General features: G+C 60.4%; 14 protein-coding genes. 12 read left to right on the forward strand and 2 right to left on the reverse strand.

Annotation, left to right across the window (positions count from 1 at the left end):
* Positions 1–263: 263 nt before the first annotated feature.
* Positions 264–2,237: a dihydrolipoyllysine-residue acetyltransferase gene (gene aceF / locus ACM6IR_RS01230; protein ID WP_414906003.1), complete on the reverse strand. Its 1,974-nt coding sequence runs from the start codon at positions 2,235–2,237 to the stop codon at positions 264–266.
* 11 nt (positions 2,238–2,248) lie between these two features.
* Positions 2,249–4,894 carry a pyruvate dehydrogenase (acetyl-transferring), homodimeric type gene (aceE, locus tag ACM6IR_RS01235; RefSeq protein ID WP_414906004.1) on the reverse strand — a complete coding sequence of 882 codons (2,646 nt, stop codon included), beginning with the start codon at positions 4,892–4,894 and terminating at the stop codon, positions 2,249–2,251.
* Between the two features lie 383 nt (positions 4,895–5,277).
* Between aceE and glnE the strand changes: the two genes are divergently transcribed.
* From glnE to ACM6IR_RS01295, 12 genes are all read left to right on the forward strand, one after another.
* Positions 5,278–8,214 (forward strand): bifunctional [glutamate--ammonia ligase]-adenylyl-L-tyrosine phosphorylase/[glutamate--ammonia-ligase] adenylyltransferase, encoded by a 2,937-nt coding sequence (glnE, locus tag ACM6IR_RS01240; protein ID WP_414906005.1) that lies wholly within the window; start codon positions 5,278–5,280, stop codon positions 8,212–8,214.
* A gap of 319 nt (positions 8,215–8,533) precedes the next feature.
* A complete protein-coding gene (gene waaF, locus ACM6IR_RS01245) occupies positions 8,534–9,568 on the forward strand; it encodes a lipopolysaccharide heptosyltransferase II (RefSeq protein WP_414906006.1) in 1,035 nt (344 codons plus the stop codon).
* A 1-nt stretch (position 9,569) separates the two neighbouring features.
* On the forward strand, positions 9,570–10,631 hold the full coding sequence (gene waaC / locus ACM6IR_RS01250) for a lipopolysaccharide heptosyltransferase I (RefSeq protein WP_414906007.1): 1,062 nt from the start codon (positions 9,570–9,572) through the stop codon (positions 10,629–10,631).
* Positions 10,631–11,752: a glycosyltransferase family 4 protein gene (locus ACM6IR_RS01255; RefSeq protein WP_414906008.1), complete on the forward strand. Its 1,122-nt coding sequence runs from the start codon at positions 10,631–10,633 to the stop codon at positions 11,750–11,752. The genes waaC and ACM6IR_RS01255 overlap by 1 nt, the downstream gene beginning before the upstream one ends.
* Positions 11,752–12,558, forward strand: a complete 807-nt coding sequence (rfaP, locus tag ACM6IR_RS01260; protein ID WP_414906009.1) for a lipopolysaccharide core heptose(I) kinase RfaP — start codon at positions 11,752–11,754, stop codon at positions 12,556–12,558. The genes ACM6IR_RS01255 and rfaP overlap by 1 nt, the downstream gene beginning before the upstream one ends.
* Positions 12,558–13,292 (forward strand): lipopolysaccharide kinase InaA family protein, encoded by a 735-nt coding sequence (locus ACM6IR_RS01265; RefSeq protein WP_414906010.1) that lies wholly within the window; start codon positions 12,558–12,560, stop codon positions 13,290–13,292. The genes rfaP and ACM6IR_RS01265 overlap by 1 nt, the downstream gene beginning before the upstream one ends.
* Before the next feature lie 49 nt (positions 13,293–13,341).
* On the forward strand, positions 13,342–14,793 hold the full coding sequence (locus ACM6IR_RS01270) for a lipopolysaccharide kinase InaA family protein (protein WP_414906011.1): 1,452 nt from the start codon (positions 13,342–13,344) through the stop codon (positions 14,791–14,793).
* 146 nt (positions 14,794–14,939) lie between these two features.
* Positions 14,940–15,263, forward strand: a complete 324-nt coding sequence (locus tag ACM6IR_RS01275) for a YceK/YidQ family lipoprotein (protein ID WP_414906012.1) — start codon at positions 14,940–14,942, stop codon at positions 15,261–15,263.
* 187 nt (positions 15,264–15,450) lie between these two features.
* Positions 15,451–17,208 carry a carbamoyltransferase gene (locus tag ACM6IR_RS01280; RefSeq protein WP_414906013.1) on the forward strand — a complete coding sequence of 586 codons (1,758 nt, stop codon included), beginning with the start codon at positions 15,451–15,453 and terminating at the stop codon, positions 17,206–17,208.
* The gene (locus tag ACM6IR_RS01285) at positions 17,192–18,322 is read left to right on the forward strand and encodes a glycosyltransferase (protein WP_414906014.1); all 1,131 of its coding nucleotides are present in this window, start codon (positions 17,192–17,194) and stop codon (positions 18,320–18,322) included. Before ACM6IR_RS01280 ends, ACM6IR_RS01285 begins: the two co-directional genes overlap by 17 nt.
* Positions 18,322–19,218 (forward strand): antimicrobial resistance protein Mig-14, encoded by an 897-nt coding sequence (locus ACM6IR_RS01290; RefSeq protein WP_414906015.1) that lies wholly within the window; start codon positions 18,322–18,324, stop codon positions 19,216–19,218. The genes ACM6IR_RS01285 and ACM6IR_RS01290 overlap by 1 nt, the downstream gene beginning before the upstream one ends.
* Positions 19,219–19,226: 8 nt before the next feature.
* Complete coding sequence (locus tag ACM6IR_RS01295; protein WP_414906016.1) at positions 19,227–20,660, forward strand: PIG-L deacetylase family protein; 1,434 nt, start codon at positions 19,227–19,229, stop codon at positions 20,658–20,660.
* The last annotated feature ends 15 nt before the right edge of the window (positions 20,661–20,675 follow it).

The following is a 20,675-nucleotide window of genomic DNA, read 5'->3' on the forward strand; positions in this document are numbered from 1 at the left end:
AATCCATTCGAAGTAGAACTAACTAAGCGATGGCGTTTTTGCCAAGGGTTATATAGAAATCAGTTGAATAAGCTTAGTGAGTGGTCGGTAAAAAATACCGGGCCGAAGTCGACTTGAGTTGTGGCCGATATAAGCCACGGATGTAGGAAGTCGTTTGCGCAGGGCAAAAAAAGCCCCGCCAAATTGGCGGGGTTGAGGTACGAGCGTGGCGCTCGGAAACAAGGTGCGCAGCTGGCCCTCCGGTGAAGGAGGGCCGGCCGGTGTTACAGCAGGATGGTGCGGATGTCCGCCAGCAGGCTGCTCAGACGCTGGGTGAAGCGTGCAGCAGCGGCGCCGTTGATCACACGGTGATCGTAGGACAGCGACAGCGGCAGCATCAGTTTCGGCTGGAAGGCTTTGCCGTCCCAGACTGGCTGGATGGTTGCCTTGGAAACACCGAGGATCGCCACTTCCGGCGCGTTGACGATCGGCGTGAAGCCGGTGCCGCCAATGTGGCCGAGGCTGGAAATGGTGAAGCAGGCGCCCTGCATGTCGTCAGCGGTGAGCTTTTTGTCGCGGGCTTTGGCAGCCAGCGCAGCCGCTTCAGCCGCAAGCTGCAGAAGGCTCTTCTGGTCGACGTTCTTGATGACCGGTACCAGCAGGCCTTCAGGCGTGTCGACCGCGAAGCCGATGTTCACGTACTTCTTGCGGATGATCGCCTTGCCGCTAGGTGCCAACGAACTGTTGAAGTCCGGCAGTTCCTTGAGCAGGTGCGCGCAGGATTTGAGCAGCAGCGGCAGGATGGTCAGCTTGACGCCAGCCTTCTCTGCAACGGCCTTCTGAGCGACACGGAACGCTTCCAGCTCGGTGATATCAGCCGAATCGAACTGAGTCACGTGTGGAATGTTCAGCCAGCTGCGATGCAGGCTCGACGCGCCGATTTGCATCAGGCGAGTCATCGGCACTTCTTCGGTTTCACCGAAGCGGCTGAAGTCCACGACCGGAATCGGCGGGATGCCCGCGCCGCCGGTTGCGCCCGCAGCAGCGGCCGGTGCTTCCTTGGCCTTCTGCATCATGGCTTTGACGTAAACCTGCACGTCTTCTTTGAGCACACGACCGTGCGGACCGCTTGGGCTGACCGCGCTCAACTCGACGCCGAATTCACGGGCCAGTTGGCGAACAGCCGGGCCAGCGTGAACCTTGGCGCCTGGCTTGGTTGGCGTAGCGGCTGGCGCAGCAACCGGTGCGGCGGCTACCGGAGCAGCAGGTGCTGCAGCGGCTGGAGCCGGAGCACTCGGTGCAGCAGCGGCCGGGGCAGCAGCAGGCGCCGCGCCTTTGACTTTCAGCTTGAGGATCAGGTCGCCCGTACCGACTTCGTCATCCAGCTTGATGGAAACGCTTTCCACCACGCCAGCGGCAGGCGATGGGATTTCCATGCTGGCCTTGTCGGATTCCAGGGTGATCAGCGACTGGTCGGCTTCAACGGTGTCGCCGGCCTTGACCAGGACTTCGATGATCTTGGCCTTGCCCGACGAGCCGATGTCCGGGACGTGAATGTCCTGAACGCTGTCGGCAACCGGTGCAGCAGGAGCCGCAGCGGCAGGTGCCGGAGCAGCGGCAGCAGGCGCAGCAGCTTGAGCTGGCGCGGCGGCAGCCGGTGCCGCGGCACCTGCCACTTTCAGGGCCAGAATCAGGTCGCCGGTGCCGACTTCGTCGTTGAGCTTGACGCTGATGCTTTCGACCACGCCAGCGGCGGGCGAAGGGATTTCCATGCTGGCTTTGTCGGATTCCAGGGTGATCAGCGATTGATCAGCCTCGACGGTGTCGCCGACCTTGACCTGGATCTCGATGATCTGGGCCTTGCCCGACGAACCGATGTCCGGCACGTGCACTTGCTGAACCGAAGCGGCAGCAGGCGCGGCAGCAGGGGCTGGAGCCGCGGCGGCGGCCGGAGCAGTTGCCGGTTTCGCTTGTTGCGCCTTGGCAGCCGGCGCAGCGGCAGCCGCAGGGGCCGCAGCAGCGGCACCTTCGACTTCCAGCTCCAGCAGCTCGTCGCCTTCTTTCAGGCGATCGCCGATTTTTACTTTCAGGCTTTTGACGATGCCGGCCTTGGGCGCAGGAATTTCCATGCTCGCCTTGTCCGACTCAAGCGTCAGGATGCTCTGGTCGGCTTCGATACGGTCGCCGACCTTCACAAACAGTTCAATTACTTCACCTTCACCGCTGCCGATGTCAGGTACGCGAATGAGTTCGCTCACAGAGTGTCTCCTCAGCAGTCCAGTGGGTTGCGTTTTTCCGGGTTGATACCGAACTTGGCGATGGCTTCAGCCACGACCTTGGGTTCGATGTCACCACGGTCAGCCAAGGCTTCCAGGGCTGCCAACACCACGAAATGACGGTCGACTTCGAAGAAGTGACGCAGCTTCTTACGGCTGTCACTGCGGCCGAAACCGTCGGTGCCCAGGACTTTGAATTCCTTGGACGGGACCCACTGACGAATTTGCTCAGCGAACAGCTTCATGTAGTCGGTAGAGGCGATGACCGGACCTTTACGGCCGTTCAGGCATTCTTCGACGTAGCTCAGTTTAGGCTTCTGGCCCGGGTGCAGACGGTTGCTGCGCTCGACGGCCAGGCCATCGCGACGCAGTTCGTTGAAGCTGGTAACGCTCCATACGTCAGCGCCGACGTTGAACTCTTCACGCAGAATCTTCGCTGCTTCACGAACTTCACGCAGGATGGTGCCGGAGCCCATCAGCTGAACGTGGTGCGCCGCTTCGCGGGTGTCTTCCTCGAGCAGGTACATGCCCTTGATGATGCCTTCCTCTACACCGGCCGGCATGGCTGGCTGCTGGTAGGATTCGTTCATCACGGTGATGTAGTAGAAAACGTCCTGTTGCTCTTCGGTCATCTTCTTCATGCCGTCCTGGATGATCACCGCCAGCTCATAGCCGTAGGTTGGATCAAAGGTGCGGCAGTTCGGGATGGTGGCAGCCAGGATGTGGCTGTGACCGTCTTCGTGTTGCAGGCCTTCGCCGTTCAGCGTGGTCCGGCCTGCGGTGCCGCCGATCAGGAAGCCACGGGTACGGCTGTCGCCAGCTGCCCAGGCGAGGTCGCCGATACGCTGGAAGCCGAACATCGAGTAGAAGATGTAGAACGGCAGCATTGGCTGGTTGTGGCTGGAGTACGAAGTACCGGCAGCGATGAAGGAGCTCATGGCGCCCGCTTCGTTGATGCCTTCTTCGAGGATCTGGCCCTTCTTGTCTTCTTTGTAGAACATCACCTGGTCTTTATCGACTGGCTCGTAGAGCTGGCCGACGGACGAGTAGATGCCCAACTGACGGAACATGCCTTCCATACCGAAGGTACGGGCTTCGTCCGGGATGATCGGGACGATGCGTGGACCGATTTCCTTGTCCTTGACCAGTTGCGCGAGGATCCGCACGAACGCCATGGTGGTGGAAATTTCACGGTCGCCCGAACCATCAAGAATGGCCTTGAGGGTATCGAGCGACGGGGTCGGCACGCTGAAGCTCTGCGCGCGGCGCTGTGGCACGAAACCGCCCAGTGCAGTGCGACGCTCGCTCAGGTAACGGGCTTCAGCGCTGTTTGGCTCTGGCTTGAAGAACGGCAGGTTCTCCAGCTCTTCGTCTTTGACCGGAATGTCGAAGCGATCGCGGAACAGCTTCAGGCTTTCAACATCAACTTTCTTGGTGTTGTGCGCCGTGTTTTTCGCTTCGCCGGCACCGGTGCCATAACCTTTGATGGTCTTGGCCAGGATGACGGTCGGTTGTTCTTTGTGGTTGACCGCTTCGTGGTACGCCGCGTAGACCTTATACGGGTCGTGGCCGCCACGGTTGAGTTTCCAGATTTCGTCGTCAGACAGATCAGCAACCATCGCCTTGAGTTCTGGCGAGTTGAAGAAGTGTTCACGTACGAACGCGCCGTCTTTGGCTTTGTAGTTCTGGTACTCGCCGTCGATGACTTCGTCCATGCGACGTTGCAGGATACCGTCGACGTCTTTGGCCAGCAGTGGGTCCCAGAAACGGCCCCAGATGACTTTGGTCACATTCCACTGAGCACCGCGGAACACGCCTTCGAGTTCCTGGATGATCTTGCCGTTGCCGCGAACCGGGCCATCGAGGCGCTGCAGGTTGCAGTTGATGACGAAGATCAGGTTGTCGAGCTTCTCGCGGCCAGCCAACGAGATGGCACCCAGGGATTCCGGCTCGTCGCACTCGCCGTCGCCCAGGAAGCACCAGACTTTTTGCTTGCCTTCAGGGATGAAGCCACGGGCTTCCAGGTACTTCATGAAGCGTGCCTGGTAGATCGCCTGGATCGGGCCCAGACCCATGGATACGGTCGGGAACTGCCAGAAGTCAGGCATCAGCCATGGGTGCGGGTAGGACGAAAGGCCGTGACCGTCGACTTCCTGACGGAAGTTGTTCATCTGGTCTTCGGTGATGCGACCTTCCATGAACGCACGGGCGTAAACGCCTGGCGAGGTGTGACCCTGGAAGTAAATCAGGTCGCCGCCGTGTTCGTCGGTCGGGGCCTGGAAGAAATAGTTGAAGCCAATGTCATACAGCGTTGCGCTGGAGGCGAAGCTGGAGATGTGACCGCCCAGGTCAGAATCTTTCAGGTTCGTACGCATCACCATGGCCATCGCGTTCCAGCGTACCAACGAGCGAATGCGGCGTTCCATGAACAGGTCGCCAGGCATGCGTGCTTCGTGGGTAACGGGGATGGTGTTGCGGTATGGCGTGGTGATGGCGTAAGGCAATTGCGAACCACTGCGGGTCGCAAGTTCGCCCATACGGGTCATCAGATAGTGAGCGCGGTCTTCGCCTTCTTTGTCGAGAACCGATTCCAGGGCGTCCAGCCATTCCTGGGTTTCGACGGGATCGAGGTCTTGCATGGCTTGCTCCAGGGCGGAAAGGCTTCCAGAATCGGTTGCCTGAGTTTGCGACTGGCCTTGTGGGCAGACGATATAAATTCTTGGATTGCCGAGAGGTTGTTCCGGCGGCGTGTAGTTTTACTACAAATCTTCGGGCATTTCAGCCTTTCGAATGTATAGACGAGTAGTAAAACTACAGATGAGCGGCTTGTGGCCTCCGGCTGCGTTGTGAGAATAATCGTTAAGGTTGGTCTTTTTCCAACCAGGAAAGGTGAAAGCTTGATGCTGGCTGCCAAAAACACAGAAATCTCAGCTATTTCTAACCTTTGTTCGACAGTCCTTCAGGTAGTGCTTTATCAGAATTCACTACATGCGGTCCATTACACGCCGATCAAGGATAGACCATGAGCCTCCCTTCGCTTGCCGAACTGCCCGGCACTCTCCTGCCGTTTGTCTCCCGCGCCGAGCAGTCGTTGCGCACTGCCGTCGCAGGACTGGGCGATGAACATGATTTATCCGTGTGGACGCCTGAACGCTGGGCGCAATGGGCCCGCGTCACCGCAGCCAGCGACTACGTGGTTGAACAGAGTGTGCGTGACCCATTGATGTTGCTGGAGCTGGTGCAGTCCGGCGAGCTGGATCGCAACTTTGCGCCCGGTGAGTTGTGCGCACAGATCGCGACCGCGGTGAATGCGCAGGACAGCGAGGATGGACTCGGTCGTGCCCTGCGCCGCCAGCGCGCCCGCCATCAAGTCCGGATCATCTGGCGCGATCTGACCCGCCAGGCGGATCTGGTGCAGACCTGCCGCGACCTCTCGGACATGGCCGATGCCTGCATTGATCAGGCCTATCAGTGGTTGTACTCGCGGCACTGCCAGCAATTCGGCGTACCGACCGGTCGTCGCAGTGGCGAGCCACAGCAGATGGTCATCCTTGGGATGGGCAAGCTCGGCGCGGTGGAGTTGAACCTGTCGTCCGACATCGACCTGATCTTCGCCTACCCCGAGGGCGGTGAAACAGTCGGCGTGAAACGTTCGCTGGATAATCAGGAATTTTTCATTCGTCTCGGCCAGCGCCTGATCAAGGCCCTGGACCCGATGACGGTCGATGGCTTCGTGTTCCGCGTCGACATGCGTTTGCGCCCCTACGGTTCGGCCGGCGCGCTGGTGCTGAGTTTCAACGCGCTGGAGCAGTATTACCAAGACCAGGGTCGTGACTGGGAGCGCTACGCGATGATCAAGTCGCGGGTGGTGGCCGGCGATCAGGTCGCAGGTGCGCAATTGCAAGAGATGCTGCGGCCGTTCGTTTACCGACGCTATCTGGACTTCTCGGCGATCGAAGCGCTGCGCACCATGAAGCAGCTGATCCAGCAGGAAGTCCGACGCAAGGGCATGGCCGACAACATCAAGCTCGGCGCCGGCGGCATCCGTGAAGTGGAATTCATCGCCCAGGCGTTCCAGCTGATCCATGGTGGTCGCGACCTGAGCCTGCAGCAACGTCCGTTATTAAAAGTACTGAGCACGCTGGAAGGTCAGGGGTATCTGCCTTCGGCGGTGATCAGCGAACTGCGCGAAGGCTACGAATTCCTGCGCTACACCGAGCACGCGATCCAGGCGATTGCCGACCGCCAGACCCAGATGCTGCCGGATGGCGCGCAGGATCAGGCGCGAATTGCCTTTATGTTGGGATTTGACGATTGGGCGGCTTTTCATGAGCGGCTTATGTATTGGCGCGGTCGCGTGGCGTGGCACTTCGGTCAGGTGATTGCCGATCCAGACGAAGAGGAAGGCGCTGAAAGCGAAGTGGTGGTGGGCGGTGAGTGGCTACCGCTGTGGGAAGAGGCCCAGGACGAAGAAGCCGCTTGTCGTCAGTTGGAAGAGGGTGGTTTCGCCGATGCTGCCAAGGCCTTGAAAACGTTGGCCGGTTTGCGCAGCAGCCCGCAGCTTCGCGCGATGCAACGCTTGGGGCGTGAACGCCTCGATGCCTTTATTCCGCGCTTGCTCGCTCAGGCTGTCGAGCATGCCAACCCGGATCTGGTGCTGGAGCGGGTGCTGCCACTGGTTGAGGCCGTGGCCCGGCGGTCCGCTTATCTGGTGTTGCTGACGGAAAACCCCGGCGCACTGCGACGCTTGCTGACCCTGTGCGCCGCGAGCCCGTGGATCGCTGAACAAATCACCCGTTTCCCGTTACTGCTCGACGAATTGCTCAACGAAGGCCGGTTGTTCAAGCCGCCTCTGGCGCCGGAACTGGCCGCCGAGTTGCGCGAACGCCTGACGCGAATTCCCGAGGACGACCTCGAACAGCAAATGGAAGCGCTGCGGCATTTCAAACTGGCGCACCGCTTGCGAGTCGCTGCCTCGGAAATCGCCGGCAGCCTGCCGTTGATGAAAGTCAGCGATTACCTGACCTGGCTCGCCGAAGCGATACTCGAGCAAGTGCTGGCCCTGGCCTGGCGCCAGACCGTGGCCAAATACGGCACGCCGCTACGCACCGACGGCACGTTGTGCGATCCCGGCTTTATTATTGTCGGTTACGGGAAAGTCGGTGGCCTGGAACTCGGGCATGGTTCCGATCTGGATCTGGTGTTCATTCACGATGGCGATCCCCAGGCGGAAACCGACGGACCGAAGCCGATCGATGGCGCGCAATTCTTTACCCGGCTCGGGCAGCGGATCATTCATTTGCTGACCGCCCAGACCAACTCCGGCCAGCTGTATGAAGTGGACATGCGCCTGCGACCGTCTGGTGCGTCGGGCTTGTTGGTGAGTTCGCTGGGGGCATTTGCCCGTTACCAGGAAAACGAAGCCTGGACCTGGGAGCATCAGGCGCTGGTGCGGGCGCGGGTGCTGGTGGGCAGTCAGGATGTCGGTCAGGCGTTCGAGAAGGTGCGCGCGGCGATTCTGGGCAAGCACCGGGACCTGTCGACCCTGCGTCAGGAGGTCAGCGAGATGCGCGCCAAGATGCGCGATAATCTGGGCAGCAAGAGCACCGCAGCCGGCACCGGGGCAAATGCCTTCGAGGCTACGGCGCCGTTCGATCTCAAGCAGGACGCTGGAGGTATCGTCGATATTGAATTTATGGTGCAATACGCGGCCCTGGCGTGGTCCGAAACACACCCGCCATTGCTGCGCTGGACTGACAATATCCGCATTCTGGAAGAGCTGGAGCACGAAAGCCTGATGCCCGCCGAAGACGCCGCACTGTTGCGCGAGGCCTATAAAGCCTACCGCTCCGCCGCTCACCGGCAAGCGTTGCAGAAGGATGCCGGGGTGATACCGGGCGACCAGTTCGCGGACGAACGGCGGCAGGTATTGCGGATCTGGCGCGAGCTGGGCCTGTAGGAGCGAGCTTGCTCGCGATGGTCGTCAATGATATCGCGGCAGACCTGACACCTCGCGGTGTTGTCAGGTTCATCGCGAGCAAGCTCGCTCCTACAGTGGCCTTGCGGTGTTTTGTTGATTGAAGGCAGCAGGTAAAGAGCTAAGCTGCACCGCACTGGATGTGCACCAATACCCAATGTGGGAGCGGGCTTGCTCGCGATAGCGGAGTGACAGTCGACAGCAATGTTGAAGGTGATGACCCATCGCAAGCTGGTATGTTCCTGCAATGATTCTCGAGGCGGGGAGGCATATGCCTCCCCGGTTCGTTTTTGGAAACCACATGAAAATTCTGATCGTTGGGCCCAGTTGGGTCGGTGACATGGTGATGGCGCAGACACTTTTTCAGTGTCTCAAGCAACGCCACCCGCAGTGCGAAATCGACGTGCTGGCCCCCGAGTGGAGCCGGCCGATTCTTGAGCGCATGCCGCAAGTGCGTCAGGCCTTGAGCTTCCCGCTTGGCCATGGCGCATTGGAGCTGGCGACGCGTCGGCGCATTGGCAAATCCCTGGCTGGCCAGTACGACCAGGCGATCCTTTTGCCCAACTCCCTGAAGTCGGCACTGGTGCCGTTCTTTGCCGGCATCCCGAAACGCACCGGCTGGCGCGGCGAGTTCCGCTACGGCCTGCTCAATGACGTGCGCACGCTGGATAAAGAGCGTTACCCGCTGATGATCGAGCGTTTCATGGCCCTGGCTTACGAGCCAGGCATTGAACTGCCGACTCCTTACCCGCGCCCGGCGTTGCAAATTGACCCGGTCACCCGCGAGGCAGCACTGGCCAAGTTCGGTCTTGCCCTCGACCGCCCGGTGTTGGCACTGTGCCCCGGTGCCGAGTTCGGCGAGTCCAAGCGCTGGCCATCCGAGCACTATGCCAAGGTGGCCGAAGCGCAGATTCGCGAAGGCTGGCAAGTCTGGCTGTTCGGCTCGAAAAATGATCACGCCGTCGGCGAAGACATCCGTTCGCGGCTGATTCCCGGTTTGCGCGAAGAGGCGGTGAACCTCAGTGGCAGCACCTCCCTGGCTGAAGCCATCGACCTGATGTCCTGCGCCGATTCGGTGGTGTCCAATGACTCTGGCTTGATGCACGTCGCGGCGGCGTTGAATCGCCCGTTGGTGGCGGTTTACGGCTCGACCTCGCCTGGCTTCACCCCGCCATTGGCCGAGCACGTCGAGATCGTGCGCCTGGGCATCGAATGCAGCCCGTGCTTCGACCGCACGTGCCGCTTCGGTCATTACAACTGCCTGCGCCAGCTCATGCCGCAAGCGGTGAACGAAGCCTTGCAGCGGTTGCAGGGCACTGTGGTCGAGGTCAAATAGTTTGCGGGTTCTGCTGATCAAGACTTCTTCGCTAGGCGACGTGATTCACGCGTTGCCGGCGCTGACCGACGCGGCACGGGCTATCCCCGGCATCAAGTTCGACTGGGTGGTGGAAGAAGGCTTCGCCGAAATCCCGACCTGGCACCCGGCGGTGGGCAAGGTGATTCCGGTGGCGATCCGTCGCTGGCGCAAGAACATCTGGCAGACCATCAAGAGTGGTGAGTGGAAGCGCTTCAAGCAAAGCGTTCGCGCCGCTCAATATGATCTGGTGATCGATGCCCAGGGCTTGCTGAAAAGCGCGTTGCTGACTCGTTATGTCAAAGCGCCGGTGGCCGGGCTCGACAAGAACTCCGCGCGTGAGCCGATAGCAGCACGGTTTTATTCGCGTCGTCTGGCCGTGGCCCGTGGGCAGCACGCGGTTGAGCGGGTGCGCCAGCTGTTCGCCCTGGCCCTGGGTTACGACTTGCCAAAAGGGTTGGGCGACTATGGCCTGAGCGTCGAGCGACTGGTGGAGTTGCCGCGCAAGAATCCGTATGTAGTGTTTTTACATGGCACCACCTGGGACACCAAACACTGGCCTGAAGCCTACTGGCGGGAACTGGCCGAACGCGTCGGCTACCTCGGCGTCGCGGTGAAGTTGCCGTGGGGCAATCCCGTCGAAAAAGCCCGGGCCGAGCGCATTGCCAAAGGCATGCGACACGTCGAGGTGTTGCCCAAGCTGAATCTCGCGGGCGTCGGGAAAGTACTGGCCGGCGCACAAGCCTGCGTGGCGGTGGACACCGGCCTGGGGCATCTCGCCGCTGCACTGGACGTGCCGACGCTGTCGCTGTTCGGCCCGACCAACCCGGGCCTGACCGGCGCCTACGGCAAGGCGCAGATTCACATGGCCAGTGACTTTCCCTGCGCGCCGTGCCTGCAAAAGAAATGCACCTATCAACCGACGGCCGATGACGCCCGTCGGTTTGACCTTAAGCGCGAGTGGCCGCTGTGCTTCACGCGCCTGAATCCCGAGCGTGTCGCGACCCGACTGAGCACGTTGTTACTGGCTGAGGAGCTGCGCTGATGCAATTGGCATTCGTCTTGTACAAGTACTTTCCATTCGGGGGCTTGCAGCGCGACTTCATGCGCATCGCCCTGGAATGTCAGCAGCGCGGCCATCAGATTCGCGTGTACACGCTGATCTGGGAAGGCGATGTGCCGCCGGGTTTTGAAGTGCTGGTGGCGCCCGTCAAAGCGCTCTTCAACCATCGCCGTAACGAAAAACTCAGCGCGTGGATGGACGCGGATCTGGCCAAGCGTCCGGTGGACCGGTTGATCGGCTTCAACAAAATGCCGGGGCTGGACGTTTACTACGCGGCCGACGGCTGCTTCGAAGACAAAGCGCAGAACCTGCGCAATTCGCTGTACCGTCGCTGGGGGCGCTATCGGCACTTCGCCGAGTACGAACGCGCGGTGTTCGCCAAGGGCGCCAAGACGGAAGTACTGATGATTTCCGAGGTCCAGCAGCCGCTGTTCATCAAGCATTACGACACGCCGCTGGAACGCTTTCATTTGCTGCCGCCGGGCATCTCTCAGGACCGTCGCGCGCCAGCCAATGCCGCCGAGATCCGTGCCGAATTCCGTCGTGAATTCAGCCTGAAAGATGACGAACTGCTGTTGGTGCAAATCGGTTCCGGGTTCAAGACCAAGGGCGTGGACCGCAGCCTCAAGGCGCTGGCCGCGTTGCCCGCTGATCTGAAGAAGCGCACCCGGCTGTTTGTAATTGGCCAGGATGACCCCAAATTATTCCAGATGCAGAGCGCGACCTTGGGGCTGGGCGACAATGTGACGTTCCTCAAGGGGCGCAGCGATATTCCGCGTTTCCTGCTCGGCGCCGATCTCTTGATCCACCCGGCGTATAACGAAAACACCGGGACCGTGTTGCTCGAAGCCTTGGTGGCCGGGTTGCCGGTACTGGTGAGCGCGGTCTGTGGTTACGCCCATTACATCGCCGAGGCCGATGCCGGCCTGGTGCTGGACGAGCCCTTCGATCAGGCGCAACTGACGCAATACCTGACCGGTATGTTGAACGACGCTCAAGCACGGGCGGCCTGGAGCCGCAACGGTCTGGCCTACGCCGAGACGGCCGACCTCTACAGCATGCCGCAGCACGCGGCCGATGTGATTCTGGCGGAGCACGCTTAATGAAGTTGATGCTGGCTGAACCGTTCAAGAGCCTTTGGGCCGGACGCGATGCGTTCACCGAAGTCGAAAGCCTCCAGGGCGAGGTTTACCGTGAACTGGAAGCGCGTCGGACCTTGCGCACCGAAGTGAATGGCGATGGTTTTTTCGTGAAGATCCACCGTGGCATCGGTTGGGGCGAGATCTTCAAAAACCTCCTGACGGCCAAACTGCCGGTGCTTGGTGCGGGGCAGGAATGGAAGGCCATTCAGCGCCTGCAAGCCGTCGGCGTGCCGACCATGACCGCCGTCGCTTATGGCGAGAAGGGCAGCAACCCGGCGGATCAACACTCGTTCATTGTCACTGAAGAATTGGCGCCGACGGTCAGCCTCGAAGATTTCAGCATTGACTGGGTCAAACAGCCGCCGGAGCCAAAACTCAAGCGTGCACTGATCGCAGAGGTCGCGCGCATGACCGGGATGATGCACCGCGCCGGTGTTAATCACCGCGACTGCTACATCTGCCATTTCCTGCTGCACACCGATAAACCGGTGACGGCCGAGGATTTCAAACTCTCGGTGATCGACCTGCACCGCGCCCAGACCCGCCCGGCGATCACCCAGCGCTGGCGCAACAAGGATCTGGCGGCGCTGTACTTTTCGGCGCTGGACATCGGCCTGACCCGACGCGACAAACTGCGCTTCCTCAAGGGCTACTTTCAGCAGCCGCTGCGCCAGATTCTGGCGCAAGAAGCGCCTTTGCTCGCCTGGCTGGAAGGCAAAGCCAACAAACTCTACGACCGTAAACAGCGATACGGGGATGCGCTCTGATGCCGGGTTGGAAGCTGGAGCCTGCTTACAGCGATTTGGCGGAAGACTTTGGCAGCCTTGAAGCGGTGTTTGCGCTTCAGGGCGAACGCCTGACCCTCGACCCGTTGTCCGAGGTCATCCGTGTCCAGCGCAAGGGCGTCAACTATTACGTTAAACGCTACGTCGGTGCTGGCAAAGGCCTGCGCCGTTACTTGGGCAAGCCTCGGGTAAAAGCGGAGTGGCAGAACCTCAAGCGCTTCGCCAAATGGGGCATTCCCACCGCCGAAGTGGTGGCCTGGGGGCTGGAGCGTCGTGGCGCAACGTACAATCGCGGGGCGATGATCACCCGCGAGCTGCCGAACACCGAAGATTTGTCGATACTCGCTAATCGGCATGATCCCAAGCTGTCGGACCGTGTCTGGGTCGATATTGTCAGTCGTCAGTTGGCCGTCTACACCCGGACCATGCACGACAACCGTTTCACCCATAACGATTTGAAGTGGCGCAACCTGCTGGTCGATGACGACGCTCGGCTATTCCTGATCGATTGCCCCAATGGTGATTTCTGGCGCGGCTTTTGGCTCAAGTACCGGATCACCAAAGACTTGGCCTGCCTCGACAAGGTGGCCAAATATCACCTGTCGGCCACACAGCGCTTGCGCTTTTATCTGCAATACCGCCAACGGACACGGCTCGATGCCGCTGACAAAAAACGGATCCGGCACGTGGTGAGATTTTTCGAGGGGCGCGAATGACTGGCTTTCTGGCCGCTGAAGAGCGTGCGCTACACAAGGAGGCGAGCTGATGCGTTTGTCTGAACTGAAACGCGCTGGTCGCAACCCAGGCCTGCCGCTGAATGTTTCACTGGCCGATGCTGCCGGACCCGCCGAGTTGCAGTTGTTGAGCCTGCTGCGAGTGTTGCCCGGGCAACGCTATGTCGGTGCCGGAGTCTGGCGTGGCCGGCCAGTGCTGGCCAAGTTGTTGGTTGGCAGCAAGGCGGCGCGGCATTTTCAGCGTGAGCTGGACGGTGTGCGTTTGTTGGCCGATCAGGGGCTGACCACGCCGCAGCTGTTGGCCGATGGCCTCAAAGACGGCGAGGGCGGCTGGTTGCTGTTCGATTTCCTGGAGGGCGCCGAAAGCCTGGGGGATGCCTGGAAACAGGTTGAGCACTTGCCCATGCTGGCGGATGAGCAATCGGCGGTGTTGGCCGATGCCCTGGGAGCGATTGGTCAATTGCACCGCAAAGGGCTGTGGCAGGAAGACCTGCACCTGGACAACCTGTTGCGCCAGGGGGGGCGGCTGTATTTGATCGACGGCGCCGGGATCCGGACCGAAACACCGGGCCAGCCGCTATCGCGGCACAAGGTCCTGGAAAATCTCGGTGTGTTTTTCGCCCAGTTGCCCAAGACGCTGGAGCCGTTCACCGAAGAATTGCTGGTGTATTACCTCTTGAGCAATGGCGAACACGCTTTGCCCATGGAGGCGTTGCAGAAGCAGATCAATAAAGTTCGTAGCTGGCGTCTCAAGGACTTTCTGGCCAAGGTCGGTCGCGAATGCACACTGTTTAGTGTCCAGCGCGGTGCGTTTGGCTTGCGGGCGATACGTCGCGAGGAAGAGGCGGCGATGCTGCCGGTGCTGGAGCAGGCGGATGCCTTGCTCGATCAGGGGCATCTGTACAAGACCGGCGGTGCGGCGAGTGTCGGAAAAGTCGCGGTGTCCGGTCGGACGCTGGTGATCAAGCGCTACAACATCAAAGGTTTTTCCCACTGGCTAAAGCGCTTCTGGCGCCCGAGCCGGGCCTGGCATTCCTGGCGCGAAGGCAATCGCCTCGCGTTTCTCGGAATTGCCACGCCCAAGCCGTTGGCGCTGCTGGAAAAGCGTTTTCTGTGGTTGCGCAGTAAGGCATATCTGGTAACCGAGTACCTGGCGGGCCCCGACATCATTGAGCGATTTGCACCGTATGTTGAGAGCGGCGAGGCGCCTGAGGCTGAACTGTTGGCGCTGGATCATTTGTTTGCCGAACTGATTCGCGAACGGATCAGTCACGGGGATTTCAAGGGTCACAATCTGTTCTGGCGGCAGGATCGCTGGGCGCTGATCGATCTCGATTCGATGTGTCAGCATGGCTCGGTGGGCAGTTTTGCCCCCGCGTATGCGCGGGATCGGGCGCGGTTCATGCGTAACTGGCCGCAGGGCAGTGCGCTGTATCAAGTCATTGATCAGCGTCTTCCCAAAGACATCTCCAGCGCTGCCTGAATCGGGTCTTCGACCCTTTCGTCGGAGCGCCGCCCGGGATTAGGGGACAGGTTCTTATGAAATGTCCTACATGATCTGCAGATCCCGTGAACTGTGCCCTGATTTGCCACGATGCTAGTTTGCCTGACGTTCTCGGAGGGCAGATTTTGACTTTAAAAATGGCAGTCGCATCAGGCGCTCTTTCACTGGTTCTGGCCGGTTGCGGGACCGCCACCACGGTGCTGCAGGATGACACGGCAGCCACTCAGACCCTGCGTCGGCAAAAAACCTACTGTCAGTCCATTCCTCGCGTCTATAGCGGTCTGGCCCACGATTTTTGTCTTTTGCATGCGCCGCCGGACGCCACTGGGTTTCTGGTGCCATTCGTCTTGCTGGACATGACCTTGTCCGGCGCTCTGGACACCGTTGCCCTGCCGTACACGATTTATCGGCAGGGCGTCGATGGCAGCATCCGGATTTACTGGCAGTGAGCCGGTGGCTGAGCCGCAGTGAACGCTTTCGCTGCGGATGCCATCTTGGCGGCGCTGATAACCGTAGGGTCATTCCCGCCATGTTTACGCTATAATCCCGCCCTTTAGCTGTCTCTCGCCCCTTGAGAGGCACATTAATTTTTGAGGCGCCTTGCGCCTGCATGCAGACTAAAGAGGCTAGACCCCTGTGGCATTGACGATTCTTGGCCTGTCCGGCGCCCTTAGCCATGATCCTTCCGCAGCTTTGTACATCGACGGCAAGCTGGTCGCGGCAGCTGAGGAAGAGCGCTTTGTGCGCGATAAACATGCAAAGAACCGCATGCCTTACGAATCGGCGAAGTTCTGCCTCGAACAGGCGGGCATCAAGCCGTCCGACGTTGACGTGGTAGCGATTCCGTTCGCGCCGATCAGCCTGTTCGGCAAGGCGCGCTGGCACTACGCCAAGCGTTACTGGTACGCCCCGGATCGTGCGCTCGACGCGATCCTGATGGGTAACCGTCGCTACAAACGCTATCGCAACAAGATTGTCTGGTGCCTCGAGCAGCTGGGCTTCGATCCGAAAAAAATCAAGATCGAGCCGGTCGAGCATCACCTGGCCCACGCCTCCAGTGCCTACCACTGCTCCGGCTTTAAAGAAAAAACCGCGATCCTCGGGATCGATGGCAAAGGTGAGTACGCCACGACTTTCTTCGGTTACGGCGAAAACGGCAAAATCCACAAGATCAAGGAATTCTTCGATCCAGACTCTCTGGGTGGCCTGTACGGCGCGATCACCGAGTTCCTCGGTTTCGAGATGCTTGACGGTGAGTTCAAGGTCATGGGCATGGCGCCGTACGGCGACGCCAGCAAATACGATTTCTCACGCCTGGCCTCGTTCGAAAACGGCGAGCTGGTGATCAACACCGACTACGCCAACGTCATCGGCCTGCGTCGCTATAAAGAAAAAGGCAAAGGCTTCTACTTCTCGCCGAAGCTGATCGAGTGGCTGGGTCCCAAGCGCGAAGGCGATATCGCCGACGAGCCATACATCCACTACGCCGCGAGCATGCAAGCGCTGTTCGAAAAGATCTCGCTGCAGATGATCGACTACTACTTGGGCGATGTGCTCAAGGAAACCGGCAAATTGGCGTTCGCCGGCGGCTGTGCGTTGAACGTCAAGCTGAACCAGAAAATCATCGCCCGCGATGACGTCAAAGAGTTGTTCGTCCAGCCAGCGTCCGGCGATGCCGGCACCGCGGTGGGGGCTGCGGCTTACGTGTCTCATGCCCGTGGCGTACCGGTCGAGAAGATGGAACACGTCTACCTCGGCCCGTCGTACACCAATGAAGACGTACTGGCCGCGTGTGCCCGTCACCCGAGCAAGCCGGTATGGCGCAAGCTCCAGAACATGCCGGAAAACATCGCCAGGATCATGGTCGATGGCAACCCGGTGGCCTGGTTCCAGGGCCGCATGGAGTTCGGTCCGCGTGCACTGGGCGGCCGCTCGATCATCGGTTGCCCAAGCGCCACTGGCGTGGCTGACCGCATCAACCATCAGATCAAGTTCCGCGAGCGCTGGAGGCCTTTCTGCCCGTCGATGCTCGACACCGTCGCACCGCAGATGATCAAGATCGATCACCCGGCGCCGTTCATGACCTTCACGTTTGAAGTGGCGCAAGAGTGGAAGACCCGCGTGCCGGAAGTCGTCCACGAAGATGGCACGTCGCGGGCCCAGGTGCTCAAGCGCGAATACAACCCGCGCTACTACGACATGATGAAGGCGCTGGAAGTACTCACCGGCAACGGTGTGTCGCTGAACACCTCGCTCAACCGCCGTGGCGAACCGATGATCTGTTCGCCGACGGATGCCTTGAACATGTTCTTTGGCTCCGATCTACAGTACCTGATCATGGAAGACATTCTGGTGGTCAAAGAGGGCGCGGACGCATATGACACGCTCGGCTGAACGCCATGTGCTGCAGTTCTGTCACGGTTATGACGGACCGTTTCTGGACTGCGCCCGGCAGTATGCCAGCCTGTTCGCGGGAACTGGTTACCGCGTGACCACGGTCTTCCTGACCGGGGTTGCCGATGCCGAAGTCGCCGCGAGTTGCGCTAGCGATGAAGTGCTGTTCATGGAATACAGCTCCAAGGCCATCCGTGGCCTGAAGCTGGGCGCCATTGGCGATCTGCGCAAGATCGCCGCTTCGCGTAACTTCAGTTTCTGCATTGCCCATCGTTTCAAGCCGATCTACATCGCCTTGCTCGGCACGTCGTTGCCGGTGATTGGCGTGCACCACGCGTTTGGCGATTACAAAAGAGGCACGCGCAAACTCTTTGTGCATATTTTCCGCAAGCGCCTGAGCCTGCTCGGGGTCTCCGATGCAGTGCGCAACGACATGCGCAGCTGCCTGCCGAAATGGCCGGCCGCACGGATTCAGACGCTCTATAACCGTATCGATGTGCAAGTCTTGCAGGACAGCCAGGTGTCCGCTCGCGAAGCTCGGGAAACCCTGGGCTTGTCGATGGATGCCTGGGTGGTCGGCAATGTCGGGCGGCTGCATCCGGACAAGGATCAGGCCACGCTACTGGAGGGTTTTGCCGCAGCGCTGCCGGGCTTGCCGTCCAACAGCCAATTGGTGATTCTCGGTACCGGTCGACTGGAGTCGGAGCTCAAGGCCCGCGCCCGTGAGCTGGGTATCGGCGACCGCGTGCTGTTTCTCGGCCAGGTGCCCGAAGCCCGGCGTTATTTCCGTGCCTTCGATGTGTTTGCCTTGAGTTCCGATTACGAACCGTTCGGTATGGTGCTGCTGGAGGCCATGGCCGCTGGCGTGCCGTTGCTCGCCACCGCCTGCGGCGGCGCGAAGGAAGTGGTCGAAGGCGTGGGCATTTTGTTTCCGCTGGGCGATGCCGAGCGCTTGGCTCAGGGGCTGCAACACCTGGCCGCGATGGATGAGCAGCAACGATACCAGTGTGCAGGACTGATGCTTGACCGCTTGCGTGAGCGCTTCTCCGACCTCGCGGTGCGCGACGCGTTCTGGCGGTTGCCGCAGGTTACCGAACTGGCACCGAGGGGCTGATGCTCAATCGACTTCAAGGCTGGCGTGAGCGTGGCTGGGCGGTCGTCGATGCCCCGACCTATGCCGAGGCCTGGCAGCGTTATGGCGGCAGCGTCGCGACTCATCCATTGGTGGTCGAGCGTCTGGCGCAGTTGGCCGGCATTCCGGTGCGTTATCTGGCCTGGGAGCAAAATGGCGACGTCAAAGCCGCGATCCCGACCTGGGGTCGAGACCTCGCCTTGTCCAAGGACGTGCTCAAGCGCAGCGGTAAAAAAGGCTTGTTTGACCTGGGCAATGCCGAGCTGATCCTGCCCGCCTCTGACGATGCCCAAGCCCCGTTGCGCCATCGCGCGCGCTATCTCTCGGTGCTGAACGAAGGGCGCTTCTGCGGCCTCAAGTTGCAGGCCGAGCAGTTGGCCATGGCGCGGACACCGGAAGAGCTGTCGAAAAAGTTTCGCTACAACCAGCGCCGCGAATTGCGCTTGCTGGAAGAGGCGGGTGGCGTGGCGCGGCCGGTCGCCGAGTTTTCCAGCGCCGAGCTGGCGGCAATCTATTGCGATCTGTTCCAGCGTCGCTGGGGATTCCCGGCAACAGGCGCCGAGCGTATGGCCGAGGTTATCGAGTTGCTGCGTGAGTTGCTGATCGGTTCGGTGATTTTCCTCAACGATGCGCCGATAGCGATTCAACTGGTCTACCGAGTCGAGACTCCGCAGTGGATCAGCGTCGAGTACATCAATGGCGGCGTCGATCCCGAAACCCGTGATTTCAGTCCCGGCAGCGTGCTGAGTTTTCTCAACACCCAAAGCGCCTGGGAGCATGCCCGGGCGCTGGACAAGCCCTTGCGCTTTTCCTTCGGGCGCGCCGACCGTGAATACAAGGAACGCTGGTGCAACCCTGTGCCGGTCTTCACCGTATGAGTGAGCCCATGAGTCGCAAACAACAACTGCTCAAGCGCCACCGACGCAACAAGCGCATCAGCCTGTTGATCGCGCTGGCGCTGTTGATTGCCTGCGGCGTGCTGGTGGCCTGGTGGTTGCCGTTGCTGCTCGCGGTCCTCGGCTGGGTCGCTCATGAGGCGTGGTTTGCCGACCATTTGTTTTATTCGCCGAAAGACGATTATCAGTACAACTTCCCACCGTATACCCAAAACCCCAAGGTTTACCTGGACGGTGAGCGTTTGCGCCTGGACGAGGGCGTGATGCTGGTCGACGACGCGACGCTGGTCCTGGCGCTGCGGATAAAAAGCACCTGGCTGGGACGCTTTATCGACCCTGTGGTTGAGTTGTCAGGTGGCGATAACCCGGACCGCCAAACGTTCGAGCGCGGCGTAAACGGCCTGCGTTACCTCAATCTGAGTGGGCAGGCCCAAGTGCTGTCCAAAGGTGAGTTACGTCTGCGCGGGCGTTTTTGCCGATTACTCGGCGAGCCGGTGCTGTGGGTGTTCGAGCATCCGGATTACCGGCGTCAGCGGGTGATGGTCATCGCGCCCCATGCCGACGATGCCGAGTTGGCGGCCTACGGTCTGTATAGTCAGGCCGACGAAGCCTGGATCGTCACCCTCACGGCCGGTGAAATCGAAGCTGAACACTATCAGCAGATGGGAATGAACACCGTCGAAGCGTCGCGCCTCAAGGGCCGACTGCGGGCTTGGGATAGCATTGTCGTGCCGCGTTGGGCCGGGGTGCCCGAAGCTCATTGTGTGCAGTTGGGCTATTTCTGTCTGCAACTGGCGGCGATGCAGGCCGCGCCGACTCAGCCCGTGGGGTCGCGGGAAGCGGCTCTGAACGACACCCGCCTGTTCCGCCAGTTGAATTCCTTTGCCCTGCCGGGCGACGTCGACGGCCTGCCGACCTGGAACAATCTGTTGGCCGATCTGCGCGAGTTGCTGCTACGGGCGCGTCCTGACGTCATCGTGTTGCCGCACCCGACCCTCGATCCTCATCCGGACCACATTTGCGCGCAGGCAGCGGTTCTTGAAGCGCTGCGAGGCCTGGAGTGGCAGCCGACCACATTGCTCGGTTACGCCAACCATCTGCACGACAACGATCGCTGGCCGATGGGCGATGCAGGCCATGGCATAGCGCTGCCACCCGCCTTCGACGTCTCGGTGCCGATGCAGCCATGCAGCCTGGCAATGCCTCTGGGGATCCAGCGTGACAAAGCCATGGCGCTGGGGATGATGCATGACTTGCAAACGCCGATGCCGTTCAAGCGGCGATTGCGGCGGTTGATGCAGTGTCTCTTGGCCAGTAGAGTGCAGCCCATCTATGGAGAGAATGAGTTTTTTCGCAAGGCAGTCAGGCGCCAAGAGTTGTTCTGGCTTCTGAAGCATGGTGAAACTTCTGCGAAGCAGAGTTGACGTATCGCGTGGCCT

Source organism: Pseudomonas sp. IT-P253, from assembly GCF_949768125.1.
Taxonomy (GTDB): domain Bacteria; phylum Pseudomonadota; class Gammaproteobacteria; order Pseudomonadales; family Pseudomonadaceae; genus Aquipseudomonas.